Source organism: Microbacterium sp. LWH12-1.2, assembly GCF_040675825.1.
In the GTDB taxonomy this organism is placed as follows: Bacteria; Actinomycetota; Actinomycetes; order Actinomycetales; family Microbacteriaceae; genus Microbacterium.
This window is the reverse complement of sequence record NZ_JBEGIJ010000001.1, coordinates 2,185,963-2,208,321: the sequence shown is the minus strand read 5'-3', so window position 1 is coordinate 2,208,321 and position 22,359 is coordinate 2,185,963. Positions and strand designations below refer to the sequence as shown.

Here is a 22,359-nt window from a genome sequence, read left to right as displayed (position 1 = left end):
AATGACCATGACTGAGACTCATTCCGCCATCTCCGCTGATGACTTTCGCTTCGCCTTCCGGTCGCACCCGGCCGGCGTCGCGATCGTCACCGCCGACGCTGGCGATGGCCCGGTCGCGATGACCGTCAGCTCTGTCGCATCGGTGTCCATCGATCCGCCGACGCTCGTCTTCTCGGCGTCGGCCCTCTCTTCGAGTACGCCGACGATCCTCAAGGCTGAGACAGTCGTCGTGCACATGCTCGCTGCAGACCAGGTCGCCCTTGCCAAGCTGGGTGCGCAGCGGGGGGTCGACCGGTTCGGACCGGACGTCGAGTGGAGCCGGCTCCCCACCGGTGAGCCTTACTACCCGGGGGCGCACTGGTTGCGCGGACGGGTCGTACAGCGGGTGGATGCCAACGGCTCGACCCTGATCCTCGTTGAGGCGATCGAGTCCAAGCAGCACGGCGAAGACGTCGACCAGGAGCCGATTCCTCTCGTGTATCACAACCGCCGGTGGCACACGCTCTCGGACCGATCTTCGCTACCCACATCTTCCGTCCCGTTCTGCGTCGTCTACGGACGAGACGAATGAGAACCTTCCGACCATTCGCATTCAACAAGGAGTAATGAATATGACCAACGAACGTATCTCCCGCATCCCGGCTCCCGTGGTTCCCGGCATCTCTGACAGCACCCGCGTCACCGCGGGTGAGCTCATCTTCATCTCTGGGCAGGTTGGGTTCGAAGAAGACGGATCTGTGCCCACCGACTTCGTTCGCGCTATCGAACTCACGTACGGCGAGTTCGAGCGCGCCCTGCATGCCGCCGGCGTCACGTATGACGACCTGGTTCGCGTGAACGTGTACATCACGGAACTCGACCAGGAGAAGCTTCACACCTGGCGAGAGACGCGCAACGGCATCGTCAAGACGACCACGCCTTCCGCGAGCACCGTCATCGGTGTGCACTCCCTCTACAACGGCGCGACGATCGAGATCGACGGCATCGCCGCAGTTCGATAAAGAGCGGACAGGGTGGGCAGCCTCTCTTGATGAGCGGGCTGCCTCTTCCTCCTCTCGTTCCGGGCAGCGCGATGCTGCGTGTCGTGACTGCTGGATGGTCAGCTAAGTCGGCCATCTGATGGTCACCTCACGATCCGGAGGAAGTGGTTGCGATTCCCCAGGGGATCGGTTTCCGCTCGCAATGCAATCGTTTGAATTTGCGGTACCGTCGAATACGACCACCGTCCCAATAGAGAGATCGCCACCGATGGCCGAGGCCGCCAACACTCCCCGACCGCTCCTGACTCCCGGACAGATGGGTGTCGACTACGAGATGCGGGTCGACTTCTCCCGCCTTCGGGACTATCGCCTCCAGCGCGCCCAAGCCGCGCTGGAAGCGAGCGAATGCGGTGCCTTCCTGTTGTTCGACTTCTATAACATCCGCTACACCACGTCGTCGTGGGTCGGTGGCGCGCTGGGCGACAAGATGATCCGGTACGCCCTGCTCACGCGTGGCGGGGAGCCGCACCTGTGGGACTTCGGTTCTGCGGTCAAGCACCACCAGCTCTACTCGCCATGGCTGAAGCAGGACCACAATCATCCCGGCTTCCTCGGATTCCGGGGCGCGGTGGCTCCCACCGCGGGCCTCATGGTCGATGCCGTGACCGAGATCAAGGGCATCCTCAAGGACCTCGGGCTGCACAATAGCCCGGTCGGGATCGACATCGTCGAGCCACCGTTCCTTTTCGAGATGCAGCGCCAGGGCCTCACAGTGGTCGACGCCCAGCAGCACATGCTCGATGCCCGCGAGATCAAGAGCGCCGACGAGATCATGCTGTTGAACCAGGCAGCGGCGATGGTCGACGGTGTCTATACCGACATCGTCGAAGCGCTGAAGCCCGGTGTGCGCGAGAGCGACATCGTCGCTTTGGCGGCGAAGAAGCTCTACGAGTACGGCTCCGATCAGGTGGAGGCGATCAACGCGATCTCCGGAGAGCGTTGCAACCCGCATCCGCACAACTTCACCGACCGGATCATCCGTCCGGGCGATCAGGCGTTCTTCGACATCATCCACTCGTTCAACGGGTATCGCACGTGCTATTACCGCACGTTCAGTGTGGGTCGTGCGACAGGTCCCCAGAAGAGTGCATACTCGCAGGCGCGGGAGTGGATGGACAACGCGATCGCAGCCATCAAGCCCGGGGTGGGCTCAGACGAGATCGCGTCGTTGTTCCCCACCGCGGAGTCTCTGGGGTTCGATGACGAGCTCTCGGCCTTCGGTCTGCAGTTCTGCCACGGACTCGGGCTCGGACTTCACGAGCGGCCGGTGATCTCACGGCTGAACAGCTACCGCGAACCAGTCGAGATCAAGACCGGCATGGTGTTCGCGGTCGAGACATACTGCCCGGCGAGTGACGGCTATTCGGCTGCGCGCATCGAGGAGGAGGTCGTCGTGACGGAAGACGGTCCGATCATTCTCACGAAGTATCCCGCCGACGAACTCATGGTCGCCAACCCGTACTGAGTGGCGGAGTATCTCTCGCGAGACCATGGACCAGGATGAGGGTACCGACAGCGCGGCCCGAGACTTCGCGGGATCGGTACGCGCTGCGAGGAGCACGGACCGAGTGCGCCTCGGGCGAATGAACGGGCATTACAGTGCGAATATGGCCGAATCCCGAGTTCCCAACCTGAAAGATGTCGCGCGCGAGGCGGGCGTCCATGTCGCGACGGCGTCACGAGCTCTGAGTGATGACCAATCCCACCTCGTGAGCGAGGCGACCAAGGCGCGGGTGCACGCCGTGGCAGAGGGGCTCGGCTATCGTACGAACGCGGTCGCGCAAAGTCTGCGCCGGGGGAGAACGGGCACGATCGGCGTCGTGGTAGCCGACTTGGCCAACTCCTTCGTGGTTTCCTTGCTGCGAGGGATCGAGCACGAAGCCCGCACCGGCACCTATACGCCACTTGTGGCCGAAACCCACGATGACCCGGCGATCCTGCGTAGCGTCGTGATCCGACTTCTGCGCAATCAGGTGGATTGCATCATCCTGAGTGCCGCGCAGGTCGATGACGAGGATTTCGTCTCGGATCTCGAGCGCCGGGTTCCGGTGGTGCTGGCGGTACGAGGATTCGGTTCGTCCGGGCTCGCCGGTGCCGAGCGACGTCACCTCGAGGTATTGCCGGACGACTTCGTGGGTGCCCGGGTGGCGGTAGAACACCTCCTGGCTCTGGGGCACCGGCGCATCGCCCAGATACCAGGTACGTTCCAGATATCCTCCTTCGTCGAGCGCGCGCGGGGGTTCGGCGCGGCGATGCGCGAGCACCCCGAAGCCTCCGATGTGTCGACAGGTGCCCATGCGCCGGAGAGCACCGTCGAGGAGGGGCGACGTCAGGCGGAGATGCTTCTGCGTCAGCCGCCTGACAGGCGACCCACTGCGGTCTTCGCGCACAACGACCTGATGGCAATCGGCGCGATCGATGCGATTAGAGCCGCCAGATTGCGGTGTCCCGAGGACATCTCAGTAGTCGGCTACAACGATGCGCCGCTCGTTGACCATCTCGACCCGCCGCTGACGACCGTGCGCCTCCCCGGTTTCGAGCTGGGTCGTCGTAGCGCGCGTATCGCGTTCGATCTCCTCGAGGGAGTGAGACCGACCGACGTCCGTCAGATGCTCGAGCCCGAGTTCATCGAGCGTGGCTCGACAAGCGCGAATTTCCCCTGACCTCCTCTTTTCCAGGACTATCGAACGGAGTTTCTCGTGACAACAGTTGGTTTCCTCGGCCTTGGCGCCATGGGCGCAGGCATGGCTCGCCGTCTCATCGATGCGGGGCACGAGGTGCTCGTCTGGAACCGATCGCGCGCGCCGCTGGAGCCGCTCGTTGCGGCCGGAGCCCGACCGGTGGCGACACCCGCCGAGGCGCTTCGCGCCGGAGTCGCGGTCTCGATGCTCGCGAACGACGCGGCCGCAAACGCGGTCTTCTCCGACGAGACACTCCGCAGTGCGGCCGGCTCGGTGCACGTCAACATGTCGACGCTGAGTCTCGATACCGTGCGGGATCTGGTCGCGCGTCATCGCGAGGCTGGTGTCGACTATGTCGCCGCTCCGGTGCTGGGCCGCCCTCACCTGGCAGCAAGCGGTGGTCTGAACATCGTCGCCGCCGGACCTGAGGCCGCTCTGGACCGTGCCGAAGAGTTCCTGACGGTTCTCGGAAAGCGCACCTGGCGCCTCGGCGACCAACCGGAGCGTGCGAACCTCGTCAAGATCGGGGTCAACTACAACCTCATCCACACGCTGCAGGCGCTGGCCGAGTCGGTCAACCTGATCGAGCGGGGAGGTGTCGACGGTTCGGTCTTCGTCGAGATCCTGACCGACGCCGCCTACACCGGGAGCGCATACACCGGATACGGCAAGATGATCGCCGAACGCGGGTATCTGCCCGTCGGATTCTCGGCGGAGCTGGGACTCAAGGATCTCAATCTGGCACGGTCGGCTGCGCAGGAGTTCCGTGCAGCCCTGCCGACTGCGTCGGTTCTCACTGACATCTTCGAGCAGACGCTCAAGGATGAAGAGCTCGCCAGGCTCGACTGGTCGGCGATGGCGGAGATCACGCGCCGACAGGACTGACGGCCGTCGGACAGGAATCCCGCTCAGCGGGAGGAGGATCTCTCGGCCGCAGCGAACCCGACGCGGTGGAGCGGATCGAGTCGCTCGACGAGCGGCGCCAGAATGCGGGTCAAAGCTCGGAGATCGTCGACGGACAGATGGTCGATGACGACCGACTTGGCGAGCGCGATGTGATCAGGTACCGCGCGGATGAGTTCACGTCGCCCTGCCGCGGTGAGCCTGACATTCACGACGCGGGCATCGTCATCTGCTCCGATGCGTTCCACCAGGTCGCGAACTGCGAGTTTACCGACGACCCTCGACAGGCGAGGCAGCGTCGAGTTCGTGGCGGAGGCGAGGTCCTTCGTGCGCAGAGTGCTGTTCTTCGCCTGCTGCAGTGTGCCGATGACTATGAACTCGAAGTGTGTCAGACCGGAGTCCGCCTGCAGTTGCGCGTCGAGCGCTGCCGGGAGCAGCTCCGCCGTCCAGACGAGCGCCAACCAGGCGCGAGATTGCTCATCGGTCATCCGAGGGACTTTGTAGGACATATCGCACCAACTCTAGGGGGAACAGATCAGGCCGAGAGTAGGTTGTGAGAAGTAGTTGTAGTTGCAACCTAATTGAGCAGGAGGACGGAAACGTGGCAAGCATCTCCATCATCGGAACAGGGAACATGGGCTCGGCGATCGCCGGTATCCTCGCGAAGGGCGGCGCGTCGGTGCAGGCTGTCGCGAGGGACTCGGCGAAAGCTGCCGCCCTGGCAGAGCAGGTCGGAGGCACGGCGGCCGCCTTCGGGGAGGCGCTGACGGGTGAGATCGTCGTGCTCGCAATTCCTTACCCTGCGGTCGCAGACGTTATTGAGACGTACGCCGAGCAGCTGCAGGGCAAGATCGTCGTCGATGTCACCAATCCGGTCGATTTCGACACGTTCGACGCACTCACAGTGCCCGCCGACTCCTCCGCTGCTGCTGAGTTCCAGCGAGCGGTTCCCGACGCGAAGGTCGTGAAGGCCTTTAACACCAATTTCGCCGCCACCCTCGGGTCGCGCGAGGTGGGCGGAGTCCCCACGACCGTGATCGTGGCGAGTGACGACGACCAGGCCAAAGCGCAGCTGACCGAGATCATCTCGGCCAGCGGCGTCTCCGTGACCGACGCGGGGTCGCTGAAGCGGGCGCGGGAACTCGAGGCGCTCGGATTCCTGCAGCTCGTCCTCGCGGTGCGCGAAGAGGTGCCCTGGACCGGTGGCTTCGCCATCCGTTCCTAATCAGCGCGAATGCGGGCGGAGCGTGTCGGTCGGCGCTTCGTCCCGCTCTCCCGCGTCCGCGCCCGATAAATGGGGGCTGGCCGTGAGCAGATCTGCGTGGGCGGAGTTCTGGAGATAGCCGATGACGGCCTCGCGGCTCTTCTGTAGGCAGAGGATGCGGTTCTCCACCACACGCAGCTCTCTCGCCAGCTCTACGGCGGAGGCGCGATTCTCCGCCGTCGACGGCCGGTCGGCTGCGGGGGACTCAATGTCCAGCACTATCTTGATCATGCGAGTGGAGAGCCCCGCTTCGACGAGGGCACGGACGTGGCGGGCGTGTTCCACCTGCTCTTCGAAGTAGTCGCGGTACCCGTTTCCCGAGCGTGATGCCTCGATGAGTCCCTGTTGCTCGTAGTAACGCAGCATCCGCGCCGGCGCGCCGATCTCCGCCGCAGCCTCGCTGATCCTCATCAGGTGCATCCTTCTGTCGGGGGTGATCGATTTGACCTTGACACTGATGTCAAAATTTACGCTTTGTGAACGGCATCGCGATCCTCGAGATGCCGCAGGAAAGGAAGAACACATGTCAGTGCGCAGCTGGGACGGCTCGTCGCGGAGGATCCTCGTCATTGGGGCGGGCGAACTCGGAATGCCCGTGCTGCGCAACGTCGCGCGCCGGGTGGCGGACATGCCGGGAGCCTCCGTGGATGTGCTGCTGCGCGCCTACACGATCGATTCAACGGTTCCGGCGAAGCAGCGCGACGTTGCGGAGATCCGCGCCCTTGGCATCGGGATCGTCGCCGGCGACCTGGTGGAGAGCACCATCGACGACCTCGCGGCGATCTTTTCGGACTACGACACTGTCATCGGCTGTACCGGGATCACCGCCGGTCTTGACACCCCAATGAAGGTTGCGCAGGCGGCGCTGCAGGCGAAGCTCCCACGGTACTTCCCGTGGCAGTTCGGAGTCGACTTCGATGTGATCGGGCGCGGGAGCCCTCAGGACATCTTCGACTCACAGCTCGACGTGCGAGACCTCCTCCGATCACAGGACGACACCGAGTGGGTGATCATATCCACAGGCATGTTCATGAATTACCTCTTCGAGCCCGGGTCGGGGATGGTCGACCTGCCGAATGACACCGTGAACGCACTTGGCACCCCGGACACCGCCGTCACCGTTACGACCCCGGAAGACATCGGTGCGCTCACCGCGGCGATCCTGTTCGCCGAGCCGCGGATCCGGAACGAGATCGTCTACGTCGCCGGCGATACCATCACTTACGGCCAGCTGGCGGAAACGCTGGAACAGGTTCTGGGGCGCTCGTTTGAGCTACGCGTATGGTCGGAGCCCCTCCTCATGGCTGAACTCGCCGCCGACCCAGACAACATGACCAGGAAGTACCGCGCAGCGTTCGCGCAGGGACGCGGCGTGGCCTGGGAGAAGGAAGGCACGTTCAACTCGCGCCACGGCATCTCGACCACGACTCTGCGCGAATGGGTGGAGCGGAACCTCGTCGATGTGGTCTGCTCTGGCGAATAGTCGAACCGCACATTGCCCGCGAAGAGCGACGCGTTGAGATGCCGTCCCGTCCGCCGCGAGGAAGCTCGAGCGAGATTGGATGCGGCTCCTAGAGTGCGGCGACGGTGATCATCGGATTCGCTCGTGCATTGCACGCTCGCGCGGTGTGCGAGCGTGCGATGATGAGAAGGAATTGGCAACGGCGTGGCAAGTCGTCGCAGTGCTGGTCGTCGTGGACGGCGGCGCCTTCTCGACAGTCCTCTACTCCATCCTCGGATCCATCGCCGCCGGGGGGCACATGGTCGCCGTCGTCACGTTCCTCGTCGCCGCCACCTTGGGGATCGACGCGGAACAGCACGGACTCGCCACTGGTCTCGTCACCATGACCCAGCAAGTCAGCATGACCCTCGGAACGCCCATCGTCTCCGCCATCACGATCGCAGCCGGCGGCCTCACCAGCCTCTTCGCACTTCGGGTCGGCATCGGAATCGATGCCGCGATCGTCGTCGTGCTCATGCTGCTGATACTGGTTGTCCTACGACGCGCCGACGCGCCGACGGCCGACGGCCGACGGACGACGGGCGCCGTCGACGGAAACGGCACGGGTCGGTCAGACCGCGGCATGAGACGGGTAGCACCGTGCCCAACCGAGCGCACTCCAGCGACGTCAGGCGACGTCAGTGACGCCGAGGTCAGCCAGCAGTTTCGTTCTCAACTTCACGAAAGACCCGCCCGCCTTGGTGCGGGGATGCGGCAGATCGATCTGGGTGTCCGAAACGAACTTCCCGCCCTCCATGACCAACACTCGATCGGCGAGCAGGATCGCCTCCTCCACGTCGTGGGTCACAAGCAGGACTCCGGGCCGGTGGGCGCGGAACAACTCGAGCAGCAGCGCGTGCATCTTGATCTTCGTCAAAGCGTCCAGCGCACCGAACGGCTCATCAAGGACCATCAGCTGAGGCTCGCGGATGAGCGCCCTCGCGAGAGAGGCCCGCTGGGCCTCCCCGCCTGAGAGCGTGAGCGGCCAGGCATCCGCGCGGTGCTCGAGCCCGACCTCCTGCAAGGTGCGCTGGGCCCGCCGCTTCAGGTCGGAACCGGGAAGCCCGAGTGCGACGTTGCGCCATACCTTCTTCCACGGCAGCAGTCGAGGTTCCTGGAAGCCGACGGAGAGGCGGTCGGTGACGGCGATCCGGCCAGTCGCACCGGTGTCGAGTCCCGTCACGATCCGCAGGAGCGTACTCTTGCCGGTTCCCGACCGCCCGAGCAGCGCGACGAATTGTCCACTCTCGATGTCGAGGTCGATATCCGAGAGCACCTTCGTATCCCCAAACGAGCGCGACACGTCGCGCAGCGACACGACAAGGGCACCGAGGCCAACATCTGCCTTCTCGGGTGCCTTCGCACTCATACCGTCTCCAATCCCTGACGCCAGGCCAGTGTGCGCTTCTCGATGAGCCTCACGAGCAGGTCGGACAGATAGCCCGCAGCCGCGTAGATCAGGATGCCGAGCACGATCACGTCTGTGCGCAAATACAAACGCGCGTTGTTCATGAGGTACCCGACGCCCTCGTTGGCATTGACCTGCTCGCTGATGACAAGGATCAGCCAGGCCACGCCCAGTGACATCCGCAGACCAGTCAGGAATCCGGGCAGCGCGCCGGGAAGCACGATGTGCCGGATCCGTCCGATGGGTGTGAGTCGCACGATCGTCCCCACCTCCATGAGCTTGCGATCGACCCCGCGGATGCCGGCGTATGTGTTCAGGTACACCGGGAACACCACAGCCAGCGCGATCATGAGCACTTTGGACGGCTCGCCGATACCGAACCAGAGGATGAACAGCGGAACCAGCGCGAGGACCGGCACGGTGCGCATCATCTGCATGAGGGGATCGATCAGCGCGTCGCCGACCTTCCAGATGCCGGAGAGGAGTGCCATCACCAAACCGATGCTCACGCCGAGCAGGACGGCATAGGCGATTCGCTCCAGGGACACCAGCAGGTGCATCTGGAGTTCACCCGTCTGCAAGAGTTCCCACCCCGTGACGAACACCTCGGAAGGCGGAGGCAGGACGGTCGGCGGCACCAGACCGGTCATGGTCGTGACCTGCCACAACACCAGGACGATGACCGGTCCGGCCGTGCGCAACGGCTTCATGCGCGACCACCACTGAGTGCGCTTGGGTGCGTGACGCGGTTCGGGCCCGATGTTTCTCGCGTGGGGTTCGGTGAGAGCGGAGGAATTTTGCGTCGCCATGACAGGGCCGCGGTCAGCTCGCGGGAACAGAAGCGACGTCGAACACGATGTCCTTCGCCGCGAGCTTCTCGCTCAGCGTACCGATCTCGTTCCAGCTGTCGATGCTCTCCTGAAGCTCGGCGAGCGTCTGAGCGTCGTAGGCTTCGTACACGAGCAGCCGATCGAAGATGTAGTCCATCTGCTCCGGGCTGAAGTCGTTCGCGGTCTTCTGGATCGACAGATACTCGTCGGGATCCTCGATCACGTGCTGACCGCCTTTGGTGTAGCCCTTCAGCACGGCGGCCGTGACCTCGGGGTGCGCCTCGGCGAAGAAACGGGTCACGACGAGCACCGGGTAGTCGAACTTTCCGGTCAACTCGTCATCGCCGGTGATCAGCACACGTGCTCCCATCTTGGTGACGGCCGCAGGGATAAAGATGTCGAAGGCCGCCCATGCGTCGATCGAACCCTGGATGAACGCGCCGGCCGCGTCGCCTGGGCCGAGGTAGACCTTCTTGATCGAGTCGGCCGGCATGCCGTGGTTGAGCATCGCCTGGTCCACGATGTACTCGCCGGCCGCGCCCTTGGTGACCGCGACCGACTTGCCGGCCAGGTCTTCCACCGTCTTGATGTCGCTGCCGGCCGGCACCACGATCGACGAGCTCTGTCCTGCCGAGGCCTTGGCCACGCCGAGGAAGAGGTAGTCGCCGGTGCCGGTGAGTCCGGTGAGTGCCCCGGAGGTCACGATCGTGGCGAAGTCTGCCGCACCGCCGCTGAGTGCTTCGAGGGCTGGCTGGGTGGAGGGGAAGTAGCCAGCGTCCTCCGCCCCGCCTCCGGCTGCTTCGACGGCCATAGGGATGTCGTCGAAGAGGAACCCCACGTTGGTGCCGGGGGTGCCGACAGTGACGATGCGGGCGATCGGCTTCTCCGAATCGCCGCTGGTGCTGTCGCCGGTCTCGCCTGCGCAGGCGCTGACCGCGAGAACGCTCACCAGAAGAGCAGGAAGGACGGTGGTTCGGAAACGGTGACGAGCGGACACGGTGCCTCCATTGACGGGTGGGTTGGAGCATCTATCAAAAGCGGTCGTTACCGGGCCATAGTCGCGATGTTCGTATACGAACTTGCCCGTGGCGTCCATTTACGCATGCTCCCGGGAAAACTGCAACCCATTGCATTCGGGAGATGGCTACAGCGTTCCGTGGACCACATCCCCTCCGATGACGATGGCTGAGGCGCGGATCGCTCTGAGTGCGCTCGCGGGGCAAGTAAGCGGATCGTGGTCGAGCACGGCGAAATCCGCCGCCATGCCCGTCGCCAGTGCCCCGCGAGTATCCTGCTCTCCGGTGGCCGAGGCCCCGCCCCTCGCGGCTGCGATCAGGGCTTCCTCGCGAGACAGGGCATTCTCCGGTCCAATAGCGGCTCCGCTCTCGGTGAGGCGCTCGGTTACCGCGTAGATCGACTCCCAGATCGAGATCGGAACGTTATCGCTACCGAACGCGAACGGCACTCCGGCAGCTTTCAGTGCAGGCAGAGGCAGAATGCTTCCCGGGGCCGAACCACCGCGGAGGAGTGCGTCGCCGCCTCGAATCAGGGTGTACGGCGCGATGGTGGTCACCATCATCCCCAAGTGTGCGATCTGATCGATCTGTTCCGGAGACAGAACGGGGTGGTGCGACAGCACCCAGCCCAGCGGCGTGACAGGTGTGACGGCGTCGACTTCGGCGATGAGAGGCAGCAGGCGCGCGTCTAGGCCCGACACGCGGATGCCTGCCTCAGCCGCCCTGTGCAAGAGGCGAAGAAGCTGCTCCTCGGGAAGCGCCGCTCCCGTCGTAAAGCCGGCCCAGCCGGAGTGTGAACGTCCCCGAGCGCGCAGCGCGGCATCGCCGGAGCCGTCATCGATCTCGACGAACACCCCCTGCAGATCAAGGCGCGAATCGGCCGCCTGCAGTTGGCGTCGCCGGCCGGCCAGCAGCGCGCCGACCTCATCCGGATCATCCTGAGTCCAGTTGGAACTCCACATCAGGGACGCACGCAAGCCCCCAGCACCAACCTGCTGGTAGGCGTCCAGGACATCGTCCGACAGCCCGTGGCCCTCGAAGAAAGCGGTGGTGCCATAGCCCGCGTAAGCGGCAGCTCCGGCCCTGATCGCCCTGGCTCGTTGCGCGGTCGTGAACGTCGGCGCATCTGCCAGCAGGGTGTGCTCGAGGATGGGGTTTCGGACGCGCTCGACGAAGACGCCCGTCAACTCTCCTGACGAGTCGCGGAGGAGCTCGACCGTGGCGCTGGGCGACCGCGTCGTGCGCAGATCGATACCGGCCGCCCGGAGTGCGGCGGTGTTCGCCGCCGAAACAAGGTCGAGCTCCGCATTCCAGTAACCCCAGATCGGGCGGATGTACACCGGGTTGTCGGGGGCGACCCGGTCGAGTTGCGCACGAGTCGGGACGAGAGAACCCTCACCCAATCGGGCACGCTCGTAGTGCGGCGGCGCCCCGATCGGCCGAGTCACGATCCACTCGCCCGGCTCCCGGGTCTCGACCGCGTGCGCGATCACTTCGAGCACATCGGCGACGCTCACGCAGTCCTCGAAGCCGGGGAGATCTGCACCGAGACCGTAGCGGTCCAGGTGAGCGTGGGCGTCCGTGAGGCCGGGGATGACGGTTCGACCCGCGAAGTCCACCGCATCAGCAGGATCGGCGCCGGTCAGTGCCAGTACGTCACGATCGCTGCCGACGGCCACGACGGCGCCATCGCACCATGCCATTGCGGTTGCGCGCGAGGAGTGATCATCAAGGGTCAGGATGTGACCGCCGAGCGCGATCCGGAGTGGTTGAGCCTGCGTGCTGTCCATGCGTATACGATACGAGCCGCCTCTTGTCAGCCGCCCCTGGAACTCATCAGCATCAGGATGCCTTGCCCTGCCCGGCTTCGTACCGGGCGCGCAACTCCTCGTCGATCTCCGGCCACTCGCTTTCTGCGGTCCAGCCGAGCACCCAATCGCGGGCATCGTCCAGTCTGCGTCGCACGACGTTCATGTCGGACGTGAGGTGGGTGCCGTTGTGGACCACCAACTCGCCGTCGACATAGACGCTGCGGAGATTACGCGCCGTGGCCTGGTACACGACGAAATCAGCGGCGGTGCCGGCGCCCAGACCGAACGGCGCCGTGTCGATGACGAGCAGGTCAGCGCGCTTTCCTGGCGTGACCGTGCCGATCTGCTTCTCGAGCCCGAGCACGCGTGCACCGTCGATCGTCGCCATCCGCAGCAAGTCCATCGTGTCGAGGCTCGGATGCGACGCCGTTCGCGTGCCAGGTCGGTTCTGAGCGCGTTCGGTCTGTGTGTCGATCGTCCGGGTCACCGCTCGAGCGATCCGGAGCTGCGCGAACAGGCTGCCGTTGATACCCGACGGAACGTCTGTTCCGATGGAGACGGGAACACCGCGACGTCGTGCGGCGCCAACGCGAGGTGCGACGCCCATCATCGCCGCCTCCACTTCAGGTGTGAAGGCGATGGAACCGCCGTGCTCGGCGAGCAGAGCGATCTCATCGTCGTCGATGGCGGCAGCGTGCACCCAGCTCAAGTCTTCGCCGAGGAGCCCGTTCCGCGCTGACAGCGCGACCTGTCCAGGCAGGTTCGAGTGCAAGCTCTGGCGCAATCCCAGTGACCGTGCCGCGCCGACCTCCTCGGCATGCACCCTTGGAGGGACGTGGTCGATGTTGTTGAGGGCGACGCCCAGGCCCAGCCGATCATGACTCTTCCAGTCTGAGACGAGTTCTGCGAGAACATCGAACCGCTCCTGGAGCGTCGTGAATCCTTCCACGACGGCCTCTGGACGATGACGAAAACAGAACCCGAAGAGACCGCGGATGCCGGATTCGTCGAGCGCCTGCAATGAGGCCTCCGCATGCTCGCGGGAGTTGGTCGCGTGACAGAAATCGAAGACCGTGGTGGTCCCGGACAGCAGGAGCTCGATGGCGCCTCCGAGAGTGGACGCATGCATGTCTGATGCGCGGAACCTGCCCGACAGCGGATGCACGAGGCCGAAGTACTCGCGTGCCCACGTCCCGGAGGCGATACCACGGATCGCGGACTGCCACAGGTGGATGTGCGTGTCCACGAGGCCCGGCATCACGATCGCACCGCCAAGTTCGACGATATCGGCGGCGTCGGCGCGAATCGATTCGGCGATCTCGATGATGACGCCGTCCTCGATCAGCACATCACCGCCGCGTTCGCCGATCTGGTCGTCCAGAGCCAGCACATGGGCGTTTCGAAGGATCGTTCGTCGTGTCATCGTCAGCTTCCTTCCGTGGCCACCGTTTGCGGGTCAGATCACGGCGCCCTGGTGTCATGCTAGAGGTGGAGGCGCCTCAACTGCAATCGGTTGTAGTAAATTCTGAGCACGACTCGCCTGTCGTGCAGTTCCCAATGGTCTGGAACCCACGCACGCCTCTCTCTCGATCTCTTGTTTCATTGCAATCGATTGTGTAGTGTGATCGCCACATAGCGATGCCGGTGCCATCCGGTGCTGGTGAGGAAGGTGTAGATGATGACGAGCGCTCCCGAAACCCGAGCAAGCGATACAGCGATCGATCACGCCCACAGCATGTGCGACCAGCTGCGCTCTCACGCCGCGGCCGCGGACACGGAGCGCCACCTCGACCCGGCTGACGTCGAGGCGATCACCAGTGCCGGTCTGACGTCTCTGCTGACTCCGACCCGGTTTGGTGGCGGCGAGGCATCATTCCGCACCGTCGTTGAGACTGCGATCCTGCTCGGCCAGGGCGACGCGGCGGCCGGCTGGTTCATGGGTGTGAACAATGCGGCGGCATTCGTGTTCGCACTGTTCAGCGAGCAGGCCAAGGCGGAGATCTGGGCTGGTGGTGCCGGAGTCCGCGGGGCCGGCGTGCTCGCTCCGTCAGGCCACGCGGAGGCTCGCGAAGGGGGTATCGAGCTCACAGGTCGTTGGCCCTACATGTCAGGCGTCACCGTCGCAGACTGGATCTTCGTCACCGCACCGCTGAACGGGAGTCTCGGTCCGGGGGCAGAGCTCGGGTTCGTGTTGCTGCCCCGCGAAGACATCACGGTGGACGACACGTGGTTCGTCACCGGGATGCGTGCCACGGCCAGCTCGACGGCCGTGATCGACGGGGTCTTCGTCCCGGAGCACCGAATCCTTCGCTGGCGCGACTACGACAGCAGCGTCTACCAGGGCATCTACCGCTCCCATATTTATTCTGTGCTGAACATTGCGATCGTGAGCACTCTGGTCGGCGAAGCGGAGCATGCGCTCGAACTGGTCACCGGCAAAGCAGCCTCGCGGCCGATCGTGACCACGACCTACCGGACACAGGCGGAGTCCGCCGCCTTTCAGGTGGAGTTGGGGCGGGCGACCCAGATCATCGAGACCGCGCGGCTGCGGATGCTAGCCGTGGCCGATGATCTGGATCGGATCGTCGCTGAATCGAGGCCGGCCAATGATCACGAGAAGACCAAGAACCGAGCGGACTGCGCCTACGTCGCACAGGCGTGCTGGGAGGCAGTGGACGCACTGGCGAGCGCGCACGGTACGTCGACCTTCTCCCAGGTGAACCCGCTGGAGCGGATCTGGCGGAACACCGCCGTCGGAAGCCGCCATGCAGGGCTCTCCGGTCGCGTCGGATACGAACTCCTGGGGCGTGATGTTCTCGGCATCGAGACCCAGTCGATCGGGCCGACCCTCTAGGAGGAACACCCGTGGCTGCCGCGAGTGACATCGTGCGACAGCACCGGATCCAGCACGAATTCATGGATCCGTCCCAATGCCGGCGACTTCACCTGGAGTCGCCGCACGCCTCAGAACGATGCCGCCAGAGTTGGTCGGTTGCGTGACGAGATTTCAGCACTACTCGAGTTGAAGGTGGGTCACAGTGGTCAATTCCGATGGACAGATTCAGATCGCAGCAGTCTGCGGGAGTCAGCGCGCCGGCTCGTACAACGCCGGCCTCATCCGGGCTCTGCAGGAGATCGCGCAGAAGCGCGGAACCATGGTCATCACGCCGGTCGACGGTCTCTCCGACCTGCCGTTCGCCAGCGTCGAGTACTACTTCGGCGAGGTGCCGGACAGCGTGAAGCATGTTCACGGCCAGATCGGTGCGGCCGACGGTGTGATCATCGCAACGCCGGAGTTCTGCTACTCGCTCCCGGCAGTGCTGAAGAACTTCTTCGACTGGCAGACTTTGCCCGTTCCGGCGCTCAACCCGTTGCGGCACAAGCCGCTGGGGATCATCGGCGCATCGATCGGCACCATCGGCACCAATCGCGCGCAGATGGACCTGCGAAAGATCGCGCTCTACTCCGACCTCGAGGTCATGGGTCGCCCCGAGATCTACGTGAACCACGCGGGGGAGAAGTTTACTCAGGAAGGCGACCTCACCGATGAGGGCGTCCGCACCCTGCTGGAGCGCTGGCTCGACGACTACGAGGAGTTCGCCCGGTCCACGATCGCTCGCGACCTTGCGAGCAAGAACCGCGAGTACCTCGTGACGTGACAACCGAGCCGCGCACGGGGTGCGAGCCGCGTGCGCGGCACGGTATCAGTCGGTACTCGGTCCACATCCCCATGCGGGCGCATTCGCGCTCGTCACCTGAAGGGAGAGCACATGCAACCATTCAGCGATGCTGAACACCTCCTGTCGATCGGCTCGGCGGAGGAGGTGTACGGAATCCCTGGCCTCCCCTTCACGCCAGCGATTCGGGTGGTCGGCAACCACGAGCTCATCTTCGTCGCAGGGGTGCTCGGACCTCCGACGTCCGACGAGCCGTCCGATTCTGTTGAAGCAGAGGTCATCCGGGCATATCGGAACCTCGAGCGGATCCTGGTCGCGGCTGGCGGGACGCTGAGCGACATCGTGTCGATGACGAAGTACGTCCGCGACATCGAAAAGAACAACGCTGTCGTCGAGGCCGTGACCAAGACGTCACTGCCCCACCTCACGACGACGACCACTGTCGAAATCGTGCGCCTCGTTCCCGCGGCTCTCAACTTCGAAGTCAGCGCCATCGCAGCGGTCCGGACGTGACGCGATGCACATGCGCGCGACGTCCCAGCGGCTTCGACCCAAGTAATCGATCGCCAACCAACCAGATTGGGAACCATCATGTCCACTTTCGCCGGAGCGCAGGCCACTGAGATCGCGGCCGCAGTCACCTCGGGGGATCGGAGCGTTGAAGAGATCGTGGACGATGCGCTGAACGCGATCGAGAACGCGGAGCCGCACCTCAACGCTTTCACTCACATCGATCCCGAAGGCGCGCGAGAATCCGCACGCCGACTGCAGCGACGCATCCAAGCCGGCGAGGACGTCGGAATCCTTGCGGGGGTTCCGACGGCGATGAAGGATCTGTACAACATGTACCCGGGTTGGCCGTCCACCTTCGGGGGAGCGCTCCAGCGCACTGGATTCGTCGGGGACATCTCATCCACGTTTCCGCGCCGGATGGAAGCCGCGGGTGCGATCATCGTGGGGACGACCAACAGCCCGGCACTCGGATTCCGCGGGACATGCGACAACGCAATTTTCGGCGCGACGAGCAATCCTTTCGACCTGCGGCGTAACAGCGGTGGCTCCTCTGGAGGAAGCGCGGCACTCGTCGGGGCGGGTGTACTCGCGGTCGCCGACGGCACGGACGGCGGTGGATCGATCAGGATCCCGTCAGCGTGGAGCGGCACATTCGGGTTCCAGCCCTCATTCGGGCGCGTACCGATCGTCATGCGACCGAATGCCTTCGGCGGTACGGCGCCGTTCGTCTACGAGGGGCCGATCACCCGCAGCGTGGCTGATGCGGCGCTCGCACTCCAGGCGCTGAGCGGTCGTGATCGACTCGACCCATACTCGCTGAGGGAGACCGTGGACTGGAGCGGCAGTCTCGACGGCGCGATCGCCGGGAAACGTATCGGTTACACGCGGGACTTCGGAGTCTTCGCGGTCGATCGCCGCATCTCCGAAGCCGTCGAGGCGAGCCTCAATGCGTTCGAACAGCAGGGGGCGATCATCGTGCCCCTGGATGTCCGACTGCCGTTCTCTCGAACCGAGTTGAGCGACCTGTGGTGCCGCATGATCAGTACGGGCAACCTTGCTGCTGTCAAAGGATTCAGGCAGGCCGGACTCGACATGATCCCGCAGCTTCCGGATCATGTCCTGCACTGGATGGACGTCGCCGGTGGTGCCGGCTTCGACGACCTCCAGCGGGACCAGATGATGCGCACTCGTGTTCATGACATCGTCGACGGGCTCTTCGACCAGGTCGACTTCATCGCGTCGCCGACGGTCGGTGCTCTGGCGGTGGAGAATCGTGAGCACGGTGAGACGGTCGGTCCCTCGATGGTCGACGGTGAACAGGTGAATCCGCTCATCGGCTGGTGCCTGACCTACCTCACGAACTTCAGTGGGCACCCGGCTGCTTCCCTGCCGGGCGGGCTCATCGACGGCCTCCCCTTCGGCATCCAACTCATCGCCCCTCGTTTCGAGGACGGAATGCTGATGTCGGCGTGCGCACGCTTCGAAGAAGCAGCACCCTGGCGATGGATGTACGAACAGATCGCGCCCGAACTGCGTGGGGTCGCCGCCGCGGAATAGAGCCTTGAGGCACCGTGAGCGACGCCTGATGCGCAACAGCGTTGCGCGCGTACGCGGCACCTCAAAGGAAAAGCAATCGATTGTTAAATGAAGGAGCACGTTATGACCGCTAAGGCGACTGTGGGTTGGATCGGCGTAGGACGTATGGGGTACCAACTGGCAAAGCGCCTGCTGGATGCGGGATACGACGTCGCGGTCTACAACCGCACGCGTACGAAGGCCGAGGCGCTGACAGAGTACGGTGCCACCGTCGTGGACAAGCCGGTCGAGTTGGCCGACAGGGACATCGTCTTCAGCATGGTCTCTGCATCCCCAGACCTCGAGCACGTCATGCTCGGGCCCGATGGTCTGCTCACCGACAAGAGCCGGGTGCCGAAGATCATCGGCGATGCATCGACGGTCTCATCACAGGCGAGCGCCATGGTCCGTGAGAAGGCCGAGTCGCGCGGCGTGGGCTTCCTGGCCACACCTGTCTCCGGAAATCCGAAGGTCATCTCGACGGGCAAGCTCACTGTGGCCGTCTCCGGCCCACGCGACGTCTTCTCGGTTGCGCTTCCACTTCTGGAGACGTGGGGACGCGGCGTCACGTACGTCGGCGAGGGGGAAGTCGCTCGTACCGTGAAGATCGCGCACAATGTGTTCCTCGGTGTCGTGACCCAGTCTCTCGCCGAGATCACGGTTCTCGCTGAGAAGTCCGGTGTCACGAGGGAGGCATTCCTCTCCTTCCTGAACGACTCCGTCATGGGGTCCGTCTTCACTCAGTACAAGACGCCTGCCCTGGTGAATCTGGACTTCACGCCCACGTTCACTCATGAGCTGCTCCAGAAGGACTTCGACCTCGGTCTGGCGGCTGCGCGCGAACTGGGCGTCGTCATGCCCGTCGCCTCGGTGACACGCAACATCGTCGCTCAGGAAGTCGGCAACGGCAATGTCGAGCAGGACTTCGCCTCGCTCATCCTGACGTCCGCGCATGGCTCGGGGTTGGATCTCCTCCCCGAGGGCGTGGCCGTCAGCGACGGCCTGGAGGAGGAATGACCAGCCTGCAGTTCAGCGGAATGGTCTTCGTCGCGAACCATTGCTGAGCACAGCACTCGGGGTGGGGCCGAGCCTCTCGACCCCACCCCGAGCGTCGTGTCAGGAGGCGGGCAACTGGTGGCGGGAGAAGAACTCCCACATCAGTTCGCTGGCGTTGATGGACATGTCAGTCGGTCCGAACGGGTCTTCGGGCAGAATGAATCCAGCTCCCGGCCACGTGTGTCCGCCGCCTTCGACGGTGTAGAAGATGACTTCGGCATCCTCTGGGCACGGATACGCCGCGCTCTTGACAGTCGGAGTCACCGATTCGATCGTCGGTTCGCCTTCGCAGCCGTTTATGGACGCCCACTGCTCGACGGCGGTATCGACTCCGTAGCCGAAGTTGGTCGTAGTGCCGGTGCCGCCCGTGAACCTGTTGATCGGATCCGCATCGCCATGAAAGGCGATCACGGGGACGGGACGCGCGGGGTGGCAGTCCGTCGGGTCCGGCTCCGGGCCGGCCCGCAGGCCGCCGACGGCGCCGAACGCCGCGATCAGATCTGCATTCGTGCACGCGAGACGCGAGGCCATACGTCCACCCGCTGAGAATCCCGTTGCATAGATGCGTGTCGCATCGGTGCAGACGACCTGTTGCACTTCTTCGATGAGGTCTCTCACCATGAGATCGTCATCGGGTGTGCCCTCGGCTGCCAACTCCGTCCCGCCGTACAGCGGGAATCCGGGGAAGTTCCAGATGTATCCGCGGGTGAACTCGACCGCTCCTGTCGGAGATGCGATGGCGAAAACATGCTCGTCCGCCACCGACATCATGGCGCTGTAGGCGAGGTGTTCCGCCCCGTCGCTCGTGCTGCCGTGACCGTTGATCACGATGGGGATCGGCGTATGTCCGTCGTAGTCGGCAGGGACGTAAAGCTGGAACGGCCGAGACACGCCACCGGACTCCAGGGGAACCTCATTGATGCCGGGCTCGACGTCCAGTGCGCAGCTCTCCGCGGAGGGGGTGCTCGTCGCTTCTGTCGTGAGAGTAGGTACGCATGCGGTGAGGCCTACTGCTGTCGCAAGTGCCGTGATCATCGCGCCGGCTCTGGTGCATCGGCGCAACTTCCGGGCCGCCGCGGTTGTCGTGTCGGGCATGGCTGTGTCCTTTCCGTTGTGTTTCGACGGCGCACCTGTCATGGCCAGACAGAATCTGCAATCGATTGCGGTAGCTTAGGGGCGCGCAAGGATCAGCACAAGAGGTTTAGCAATCGGTTGTAGAGTCGTTTCGACTTCGGGCGAGAGCCGTCCATGGAGGGTGTGCCAATAGCATGTTCGTTGCAGAGCATGAGGTAGTCAGGGGTGAGGCAACGGTGCGTAACGGACGTCCGACGATTGCCGACGTGGCCGCGCTCGCGGAAGTCCACAAGGGCACCGCTTCCCGCGCGCTCAATGCCAGCACGAGGTCGATGGTCAACGCGCGGACCGTTGAGCGCGTTGTTCGCGCCGCAGAGCAACTGGGCTATGTTCCGAATACTCTTGCGCGCGGCCTTCGCACGAACAGTTCGATGACCGTGGGTGTCGTCATCCCAGACATCACCAATCCGCTTTTTCCGCCTCTTGTTCGCGCAATCGAAGCCCACCTGCAACCCCATGGTTACTCCGTCCTCATCGCGAATACAGACGGTTTCGCGGCGGGTGAACGCGGCGCACTCACGTCGTTGCTCGATCGGCGCGTCGACGGATTGATCATCGCCTCAGGCCAGCGCGACGAGTCGCCGATCGCCGATCTCTACGAGGCGGGAGTGAAGGTGGTGCTCCTGAACCGTGACGCTGGCCCCGTGCCCTATCCGCTCGTGGCCGGCAACGATGCGAGCGGCATCACGGCGGCTGTTCGCAGTCTTCACGATCTCGGGCACCGTCGACTTCTGCACATCGCCGGGCCGAGCAACCTCTCGACGAGCACGACGAGAGCCGACGCCTTCGAAGCGGCGTGGCGTTCCTTCGGTGATATGACGGGAACGGTTGTGATCGCCCAAGCTCTGTCGATCGAGGCGGGTCGTGCGGCGATGCTGCCTCTTCTCCACGACCGATCTCACGGCGCCACCGGTGTCGTGGCCAGCAACGACCTGATCGCCGTCGGAATCCTGCGTGCCATGAGGCAGACCGGGATCGAGTGCCCTCGTGACATGTCGCTCATCGGCTTCAACGACGTTCAGTTCGCAGAGGACTTGGCACCGCCGCTGAGCACCGTTCGTGTTCCGGCGACGAGCATGGGCATCCGCGCCGCTCAGCTTCTGCTGGAGGCGCTTTCCGGTGCCGAGCAGGTGCAGGAGACGATCATGCTTCCGGTCAGCCTGATCATGCGCGGATCGACCGCGGCGGTATCAGGGTAATAGTCTGACGAGCGTGGGTGCCCGCTTTGTCGGGAGGCCCACTCTCGTCATTGTGAGCTGTCGGGCTGAACCCTCGGAGCACTCTGCAGCAGGTCGACGGGCAACGAGATTGGATAGTAGGGTCACGAACCCTACTATTCATGTGAGGGGCACGAACCTTGCCGGGTGCGGTGTGGCTCAGACATATCCCAGCATGGAATTCAGATCCCACGGTCCCCAGCAGTGTCCCAGAACGGCCCGAAGTGGATAGGAACGCGCGGACTCAGCGCGAACCCGCGCTGCCGTTGATGTGGTGTGTGGTGTGCGGCAGGCATGTGGGAAGTGCATGTTTTCGCCTGTGATGGGCGCAAGACGGCCCTGCTAAGGTGGATTCCCTTTTCGGACATTAGAGGTATAAGCGGCAACCAGAGGTCGGAGTCCCATCGTCTCCGGCAGGAGTCGCGGCCGGGCTTCTAGATTCACGACGACCACGAAGCTCGCAAGAGCCCTCGATCTGATGCTCGCACTCACGCGTCGCGCGCTGACCAATCGGCGTGGAGTCTCGTGGCAACGTCGTGGCAACAACTGAATCCAATCGACTCCGAACCACCTGATCGCCCGCGAACTCGAATCCCAGTGGTTCCGCGCGAAACGAGGCTTTCATATCGAGCCTGATCTCGTCTTCATGGGTTCAAATCCCACCGTCACCGCCAGAATTGAAGCCCCGCAATCCCTTGAAAACACTGGGATCGCGGGGCTTCTTATTTGCGTG

General features: G+C 64.1%; 21 protein-coding genes and 1 pseudogene. 14 read left to right on the top strand and 8 right to left on the bottom strand.

Annotated features, from left to right (window positions below; genetic code table 11):
* The first annotated feature begins 7 nt into the window (after positions 1–7).
* The 5 genes from MRBLWH12_RS10720 to MRBLWH12_RS10700 all read left to right on the top strand — a co-directional run bounded on the left by MRBLWH12_RS10720 (position 8) and on the right by MRBLWH12_RS10700 (position 4,606).
* Complete coding sequence (locus MRBLWH12_RS10720; RefSeq protein WP_341977930.1) at positions 8–571, top strand: flavin reductase family protein; 564 nt, start codon at positions 8–10, stop codon at positions 569–571.
* A 40-nt stretch (positions 572–611) separates the two neighbouring features.
* Positions 612–1,001 (top strand): RidA family protein, encoded by a 390-nt coding sequence (locus MRBLWH12_RS10715; protein WP_341977933.1) that lies wholly within the window; start codon positions 612–614, stop codon positions 999–1,001.
* 247 nt (positions 1,002–1,248) lie between these two features.
* Complete coding sequence (locus tag MRBLWH12_RS10710) at positions 1,249–2,505, top strand: M24 family metallopeptidase (protein ID WP_341977935.1); 1,257 nt, start codon at positions 1,249–1,251, stop codon at positions 2,503–2,505.
* Between the two features lie 142 nt (positions 2,506–2,647).
* Positions 2,648–3,703, top strand: a complete 1,056-nt coding sequence (locus MRBLWH12_RS10705; protein WP_341977937.1) for a LacI family DNA-binding transcriptional regulator — start codon at positions 2,648–2,650, stop codon at positions 3,701–3,703.
* Between the two features lie 36 nt (positions 3,704–3,739).
* On the top strand, positions 3,740–4,606 hold the full coding sequence (locus MRBLWH12_RS10700) for an NAD(P)-dependent oxidoreductase (RefSeq protein ID WP_363548777.1): 867 nt from the start codon (positions 3,740–3,742) through the stop codon (positions 4,604–4,606).
* Between the two features lie 23 nt (positions 4,607–4,629).
* Here MRBLWH12_RS10700 and MRBLWH12_RS10695 read toward each other — a convergent pair whose 3' ends face one another.
* Positions 4,630–5,112, bottom strand: coding sequence for a MarR family winged helix-turn-helix transcriptional regulator (locus tag MRBLWH12_RS10695; protein WP_341977941.1), 483 nt, complete (start codon positions 5,110–5,112; stop codon positions 4,630–4,632).
* A 113-nt stretch (positions 5,113–5,225) separates the two neighbouring features.
* Here MRBLWH12_RS10695 and MRBLWH12_RS10690 point away from each other — a divergent pair, with 113 nt between their 5' ends.
* Complete coding sequence (locus MRBLWH12_RS10690) at positions 5,226–5,849, top strand: NADPH-dependent F420 reductase (RefSeq protein WP_341977943.1); 624 nt, start codon at positions 5,226–5,228, stop codon at positions 5,847–5,849.
* Here MRBLWH12_RS10690 and MRBLWH12_RS10685 read toward each other — a convergent pair whose 3' ends face one another.
* The gene (locus MRBLWH12_RS10685; protein WP_341977945.1) at positions 5,850–6,299 is read right to left on the bottom strand and encodes a MerR family transcriptional regulator; all 450 of its coding nucleotides are present in this window, start codon (positions 6,297–6,299) and stop codon (positions 5,850–5,852) included.
* A gap of 112 nt (positions 6,300–6,411) precedes the next feature.
* Here MRBLWH12_RS10685 and MRBLWH12_RS10680 point away from each other — a divergent pair, with 112 nt between their 5' ends.
* Positions 6,412–7,371, top strand: coding sequence for an aromatic alcohol reductase (locus MRBLWH12_RS10680; RefSeq protein ID WP_363548774.1), 960 nt, complete (start codon positions 6,412–6,414; stop codon positions 7,369–7,371).
* Between the two features lie 646 nt (positions 7,372–8,017).
* Here the strand turns inward: MRBLWH12_RS10680 and MRBLWH12_RS10675 are convergent.
* The 5 genes from MRBLWH12_RS10675 to MRBLWH12_RS10655 all read right to left on the bottom strand — a co-directional run bounded on the left by MRBLWH12_RS10675 (position 8,018) and on the right by MRBLWH12_RS10655 (position 13,877).
* Positions 8,018–8,758: an ABC transporter ATP-binding protein gene (locus tag MRBLWH12_RS10675; RefSeq protein ID WP_341977951.1), complete on the bottom strand. Its 741-nt coding sequence runs from the start codon at positions 8,756–8,758 to the stop codon at positions 8,018–8,020.
* Entirely contained in the window at positions 8,755–9,507 is a 753-nt protein-coding gene (locus MRBLWH12_RS10670; protein ID WP_341977953.1) for an ABC transporter permease, read from the bottom strand. The genes MRBLWH12_RS10675 and MRBLWH12_RS10670 overlap by 4 nt, the downstream gene beginning before the upstream one ends.
* Before the next feature lie 112 nt (positions 9,508–9,619).
* On the bottom strand, positions 9,620–10,624 hold the full coding sequence (locus MRBLWH12_RS10665) for an ABC transporter substrate-binding protein (RefSeq protein ID WP_341977955.1): 1,005 nt from the start codon (positions 10,622–10,624) through the stop codon (positions 9,620–9,622).
* A gap of 147 nt (positions 10,625–10,771) precedes the next feature.
* A complete protein-coding gene (locus MRBLWH12_RS10660) occupies positions 10,772–12,433 on the bottom strand; it encodes an amidohydrolase (protein WP_341977956.1) in 1,662 nt (553 codons plus the stop codon).
* Positions 12,434–12,485: 52 nt separating this feature from the next.
* Positions 12,486–13,877: an amidohydrolase family protein gene (locus MRBLWH12_RS10655; RefSeq protein ID WP_341977958.1), complete on the bottom strand. Its 1,392-nt coding sequence runs from the start codon at positions 13,875–13,877 to the stop codon at positions 12,486–12,488.
* A 255-nt stretch (positions 13,878–14,132) separates the two neighbouring features.
* On the opposite strand from MRBLWH12_RS10655, the gene MRBLWH12_RS10650 reads away from it, so the two are divergent.
* From MRBLWH12_RS10650 to MRBLWH12_RS10630, 5 genes are all read left to right on the top strand, one after another.
* The gene (locus MRBLWH12_RS10650; RefSeq protein ID WP_363548771.1) at positions 14,133–15,308 is read left to right on the top strand and encodes a hypothetical protein; all 1,176 of its coding nucleotides are present in this window, start codon (positions 14,133–14,135) and stop codon (positions 15,306–15,308) included.
* Between the two features lie 184 nt (positions 15,309–15,492).
* Positions 15,493–16,113 carry an NADPH-dependent FMN reductase gene (locus MRBLWH12_RS10645; protein WP_341977962.1) on the top strand — a complete coding sequence of 207 codons (621 nt, stop codon included), beginning with the start codon at positions 15,493–15,495 and terminating at the stop codon, positions 16,111–16,113.
* A 111-nt stretch (positions 16,114–16,224) separates the two neighbouring features.
* On the top strand, positions 16,225–16,644 hold the full coding sequence (locus MRBLWH12_RS10640) for a RidA family protein (protein WP_341977964.1): 420 nt from the start codon (positions 16,225–16,227) through the stop codon (positions 16,642–16,644).
* A 78-nt stretch (positions 16,645–16,722) separates the two neighbouring features.
* The gene (locus tag MRBLWH12_RS10635) at positions 16,723–18,201 is read left to right on the top strand and encodes an amidase (RefSeq protein WP_341977966.1); all 1,479 of its coding nucleotides are present in this window, start codon (positions 16,723–16,725) and stop codon (positions 18,199–18,201) included.
* A gap of 102 nt (positions 18,202–18,303) precedes the next feature.
* On the top strand, positions 18,304–19,236 hold the full coding sequence (locus MRBLWH12_RS10630) for an NAD(P)-dependent oxidoreductase (RefSeq protein WP_341977968.1): 933 nt from the start codon (positions 18,304–18,306) through the stop codon (positions 19,234–19,236).
* Positions 19,237–19,335: 99 nt separating this feature from the next.
* Here the strand turns inward: MRBLWH12_RS10630 and MRBLWH12_RS10625 are convergent, their stop codons facing one another.
* On the bottom strand, positions 19,336–20,370 hold the full coding sequence (locus MRBLWH12_RS10625) for an alpha/beta hydrolase family esterase (RefSeq protein WP_341977970.1): 1,035 nt from the start codon (positions 20,368–20,370) through the stop codon (positions 19,336–19,338).
* Between the two features lie 173 nt (positions 20,371–20,543).
* Between MRBLWH12_RS10625 and MRBLWH12_RS10620 the strand changes: the two are divergent.
* Both MRBLWH12_RS10620 and MRBLWH12_RS10615 read left to right on the top strand, forming a co-directional pair.
* Positions 20,544–20,735: pseudogene (locus tag MRBLWH12_RS10620) on the top strand (LacI family DNA-binding transcriptional regulator); the annotation flags it as partial.
* Between the two features lie 45 nt (positions 20,736–20,780).
* Positions 20,781–21,608: a substrate-binding domain-containing protein gene (locus MRBLWH12_RS10615; RefSeq protein WP_363551351.1), complete on the top strand. Its 828-nt coding sequence runs from the start codon at positions 20,781–20,783 to the stop codon at positions 21,606–21,608.
* Positions 21,609–22,359 lie beyond the last annotated feature (751 nt).

Excerpts from the sequence above, each read along its gene's own strand:
- MRBLWH12_RS10720 (WP_341977930.1), top strand. The coding sequence starts at position 8 with ATGACTGAGACTCATTCCGCCATCTCCGCTGATGACTTTCGCTTCGCC.
- MRBLWH12_RS10715 (WP_341977933.1), top strand. The coding sequence starts at position 612 with ATGACCAACGAACGTATCTCCCGCATCCCGGCTCCCGTGGTTCCCGGC.
- MRBLWH12_RS10710 (WP_341977935.1), top strand. The coding sequence starts at position 1,249 with ATGGCCGAGGCCGCCAACACTCCCCGACCGCTCCTGACTCCCGGACAG.
- MRBLWH12_RS10705 (WP_341977937.1), top strand. The coding sequence starts at position 2,648 with ATGGCCGAATCCCGAGTTCCCAACCTGAAAGATGTCGCGCGCGAGGCG.
- MRBLWH12_RS10695 (WP_341977941.1), bottom strand. The coding sequence starts at position 5,112 with ATGACCGATGAGCAATCTCGCGCCTGGTTGGCGCTCGTCTGGACGGCG.
- MRBLWH12_RS10685 (WP_341977945.1), bottom strand. The coding sequence starts at position 6,299 with ATGAGGATCAGCGAGGCTGCGGCGGAGATCGGCGCGCCGGCGCGGATG.
- MRBLWH12_RS10680 (WP_363548774.1), top strand. The coding sequence starts at position 6,412 with ATGTCAGTGCGCAGCTGGGACGGCTCGTCGCGGAGGATCCTCGTCATT.
- MRBLWH12_RS10675 (WP_341977951.1), bottom strand. The coding sequence starts at position 8,758 with ATGAGTGCGAAGGCACCCGAGAAGGCAGATGTTGGCCTCGGTGCCCTT.
- MRBLWH12_RS10670 (WP_341977953.1), bottom strand. The coding sequence starts at position 9,507 with ATGAAGCCGTTGCGCACGGCCGGACCGGTCATCGTCCTGGTGTTGTGG.
- MRBLWH12_RS10660 (WP_341977956.1), bottom strand. The coding sequence starts at position 12,433 with ATGGACAGCACGCAGGCTCAACCACTCCGGATCGCGCTCGGCGGTCAC.
- MRBLWH12_RS10655 (WP_341977958.1), bottom strand. The coding sequence starts at position 13,877 with ATGACACGACGAACGATCCTTCGAAACGCCCATGTGCTGGCTCTGGAC.
- MRBLWH12_RS10650 (WP_363548771.1), top strand. The coding sequence starts at position 14,133 with ATGACGAGCGCTCCCGAAACCCGAGCAAGCGATACAGCGATCGATCAC.
- MRBLWH12_RS10640 (WP_341977964.1), top strand. The coding sequence starts at position 16,225 with ATGCAACCATTCAGCGATGCTGAACACCTCCTGTCGATCGGCTCGGCG.
- MRBLWH12_RS10635 (WP_341977966.1), top strand. The coding sequence starts at position 16,723 with ATGTCCACTTTCGCCGGAGCGCAGGCCACTGAGATCGCGGCCGCAGTC.
- MRBLWH12_RS10630 (WP_341977968.1), top strand. The coding sequence starts at position 18,304 with ATGACCGCTAAGGCGACTGTGGGTTGGATCGGCGTAGGACGTATGGGG.
- MRBLWH12_RS10625 (WP_341977970.1), bottom strand. The coding sequence starts at position 20,370 with ATGCCCGACACGACAACCGCGGCGGCCCGGAAGTTGCGCCGATGCACC.
- MRBLWH12_RS10615 (WP_363551351.1), top strand. The coding sequence starts at position 20,781 with ATGACCGTGGGTGTCGTCATCCCAGACATCACCAATCCGCTTTTTCCG.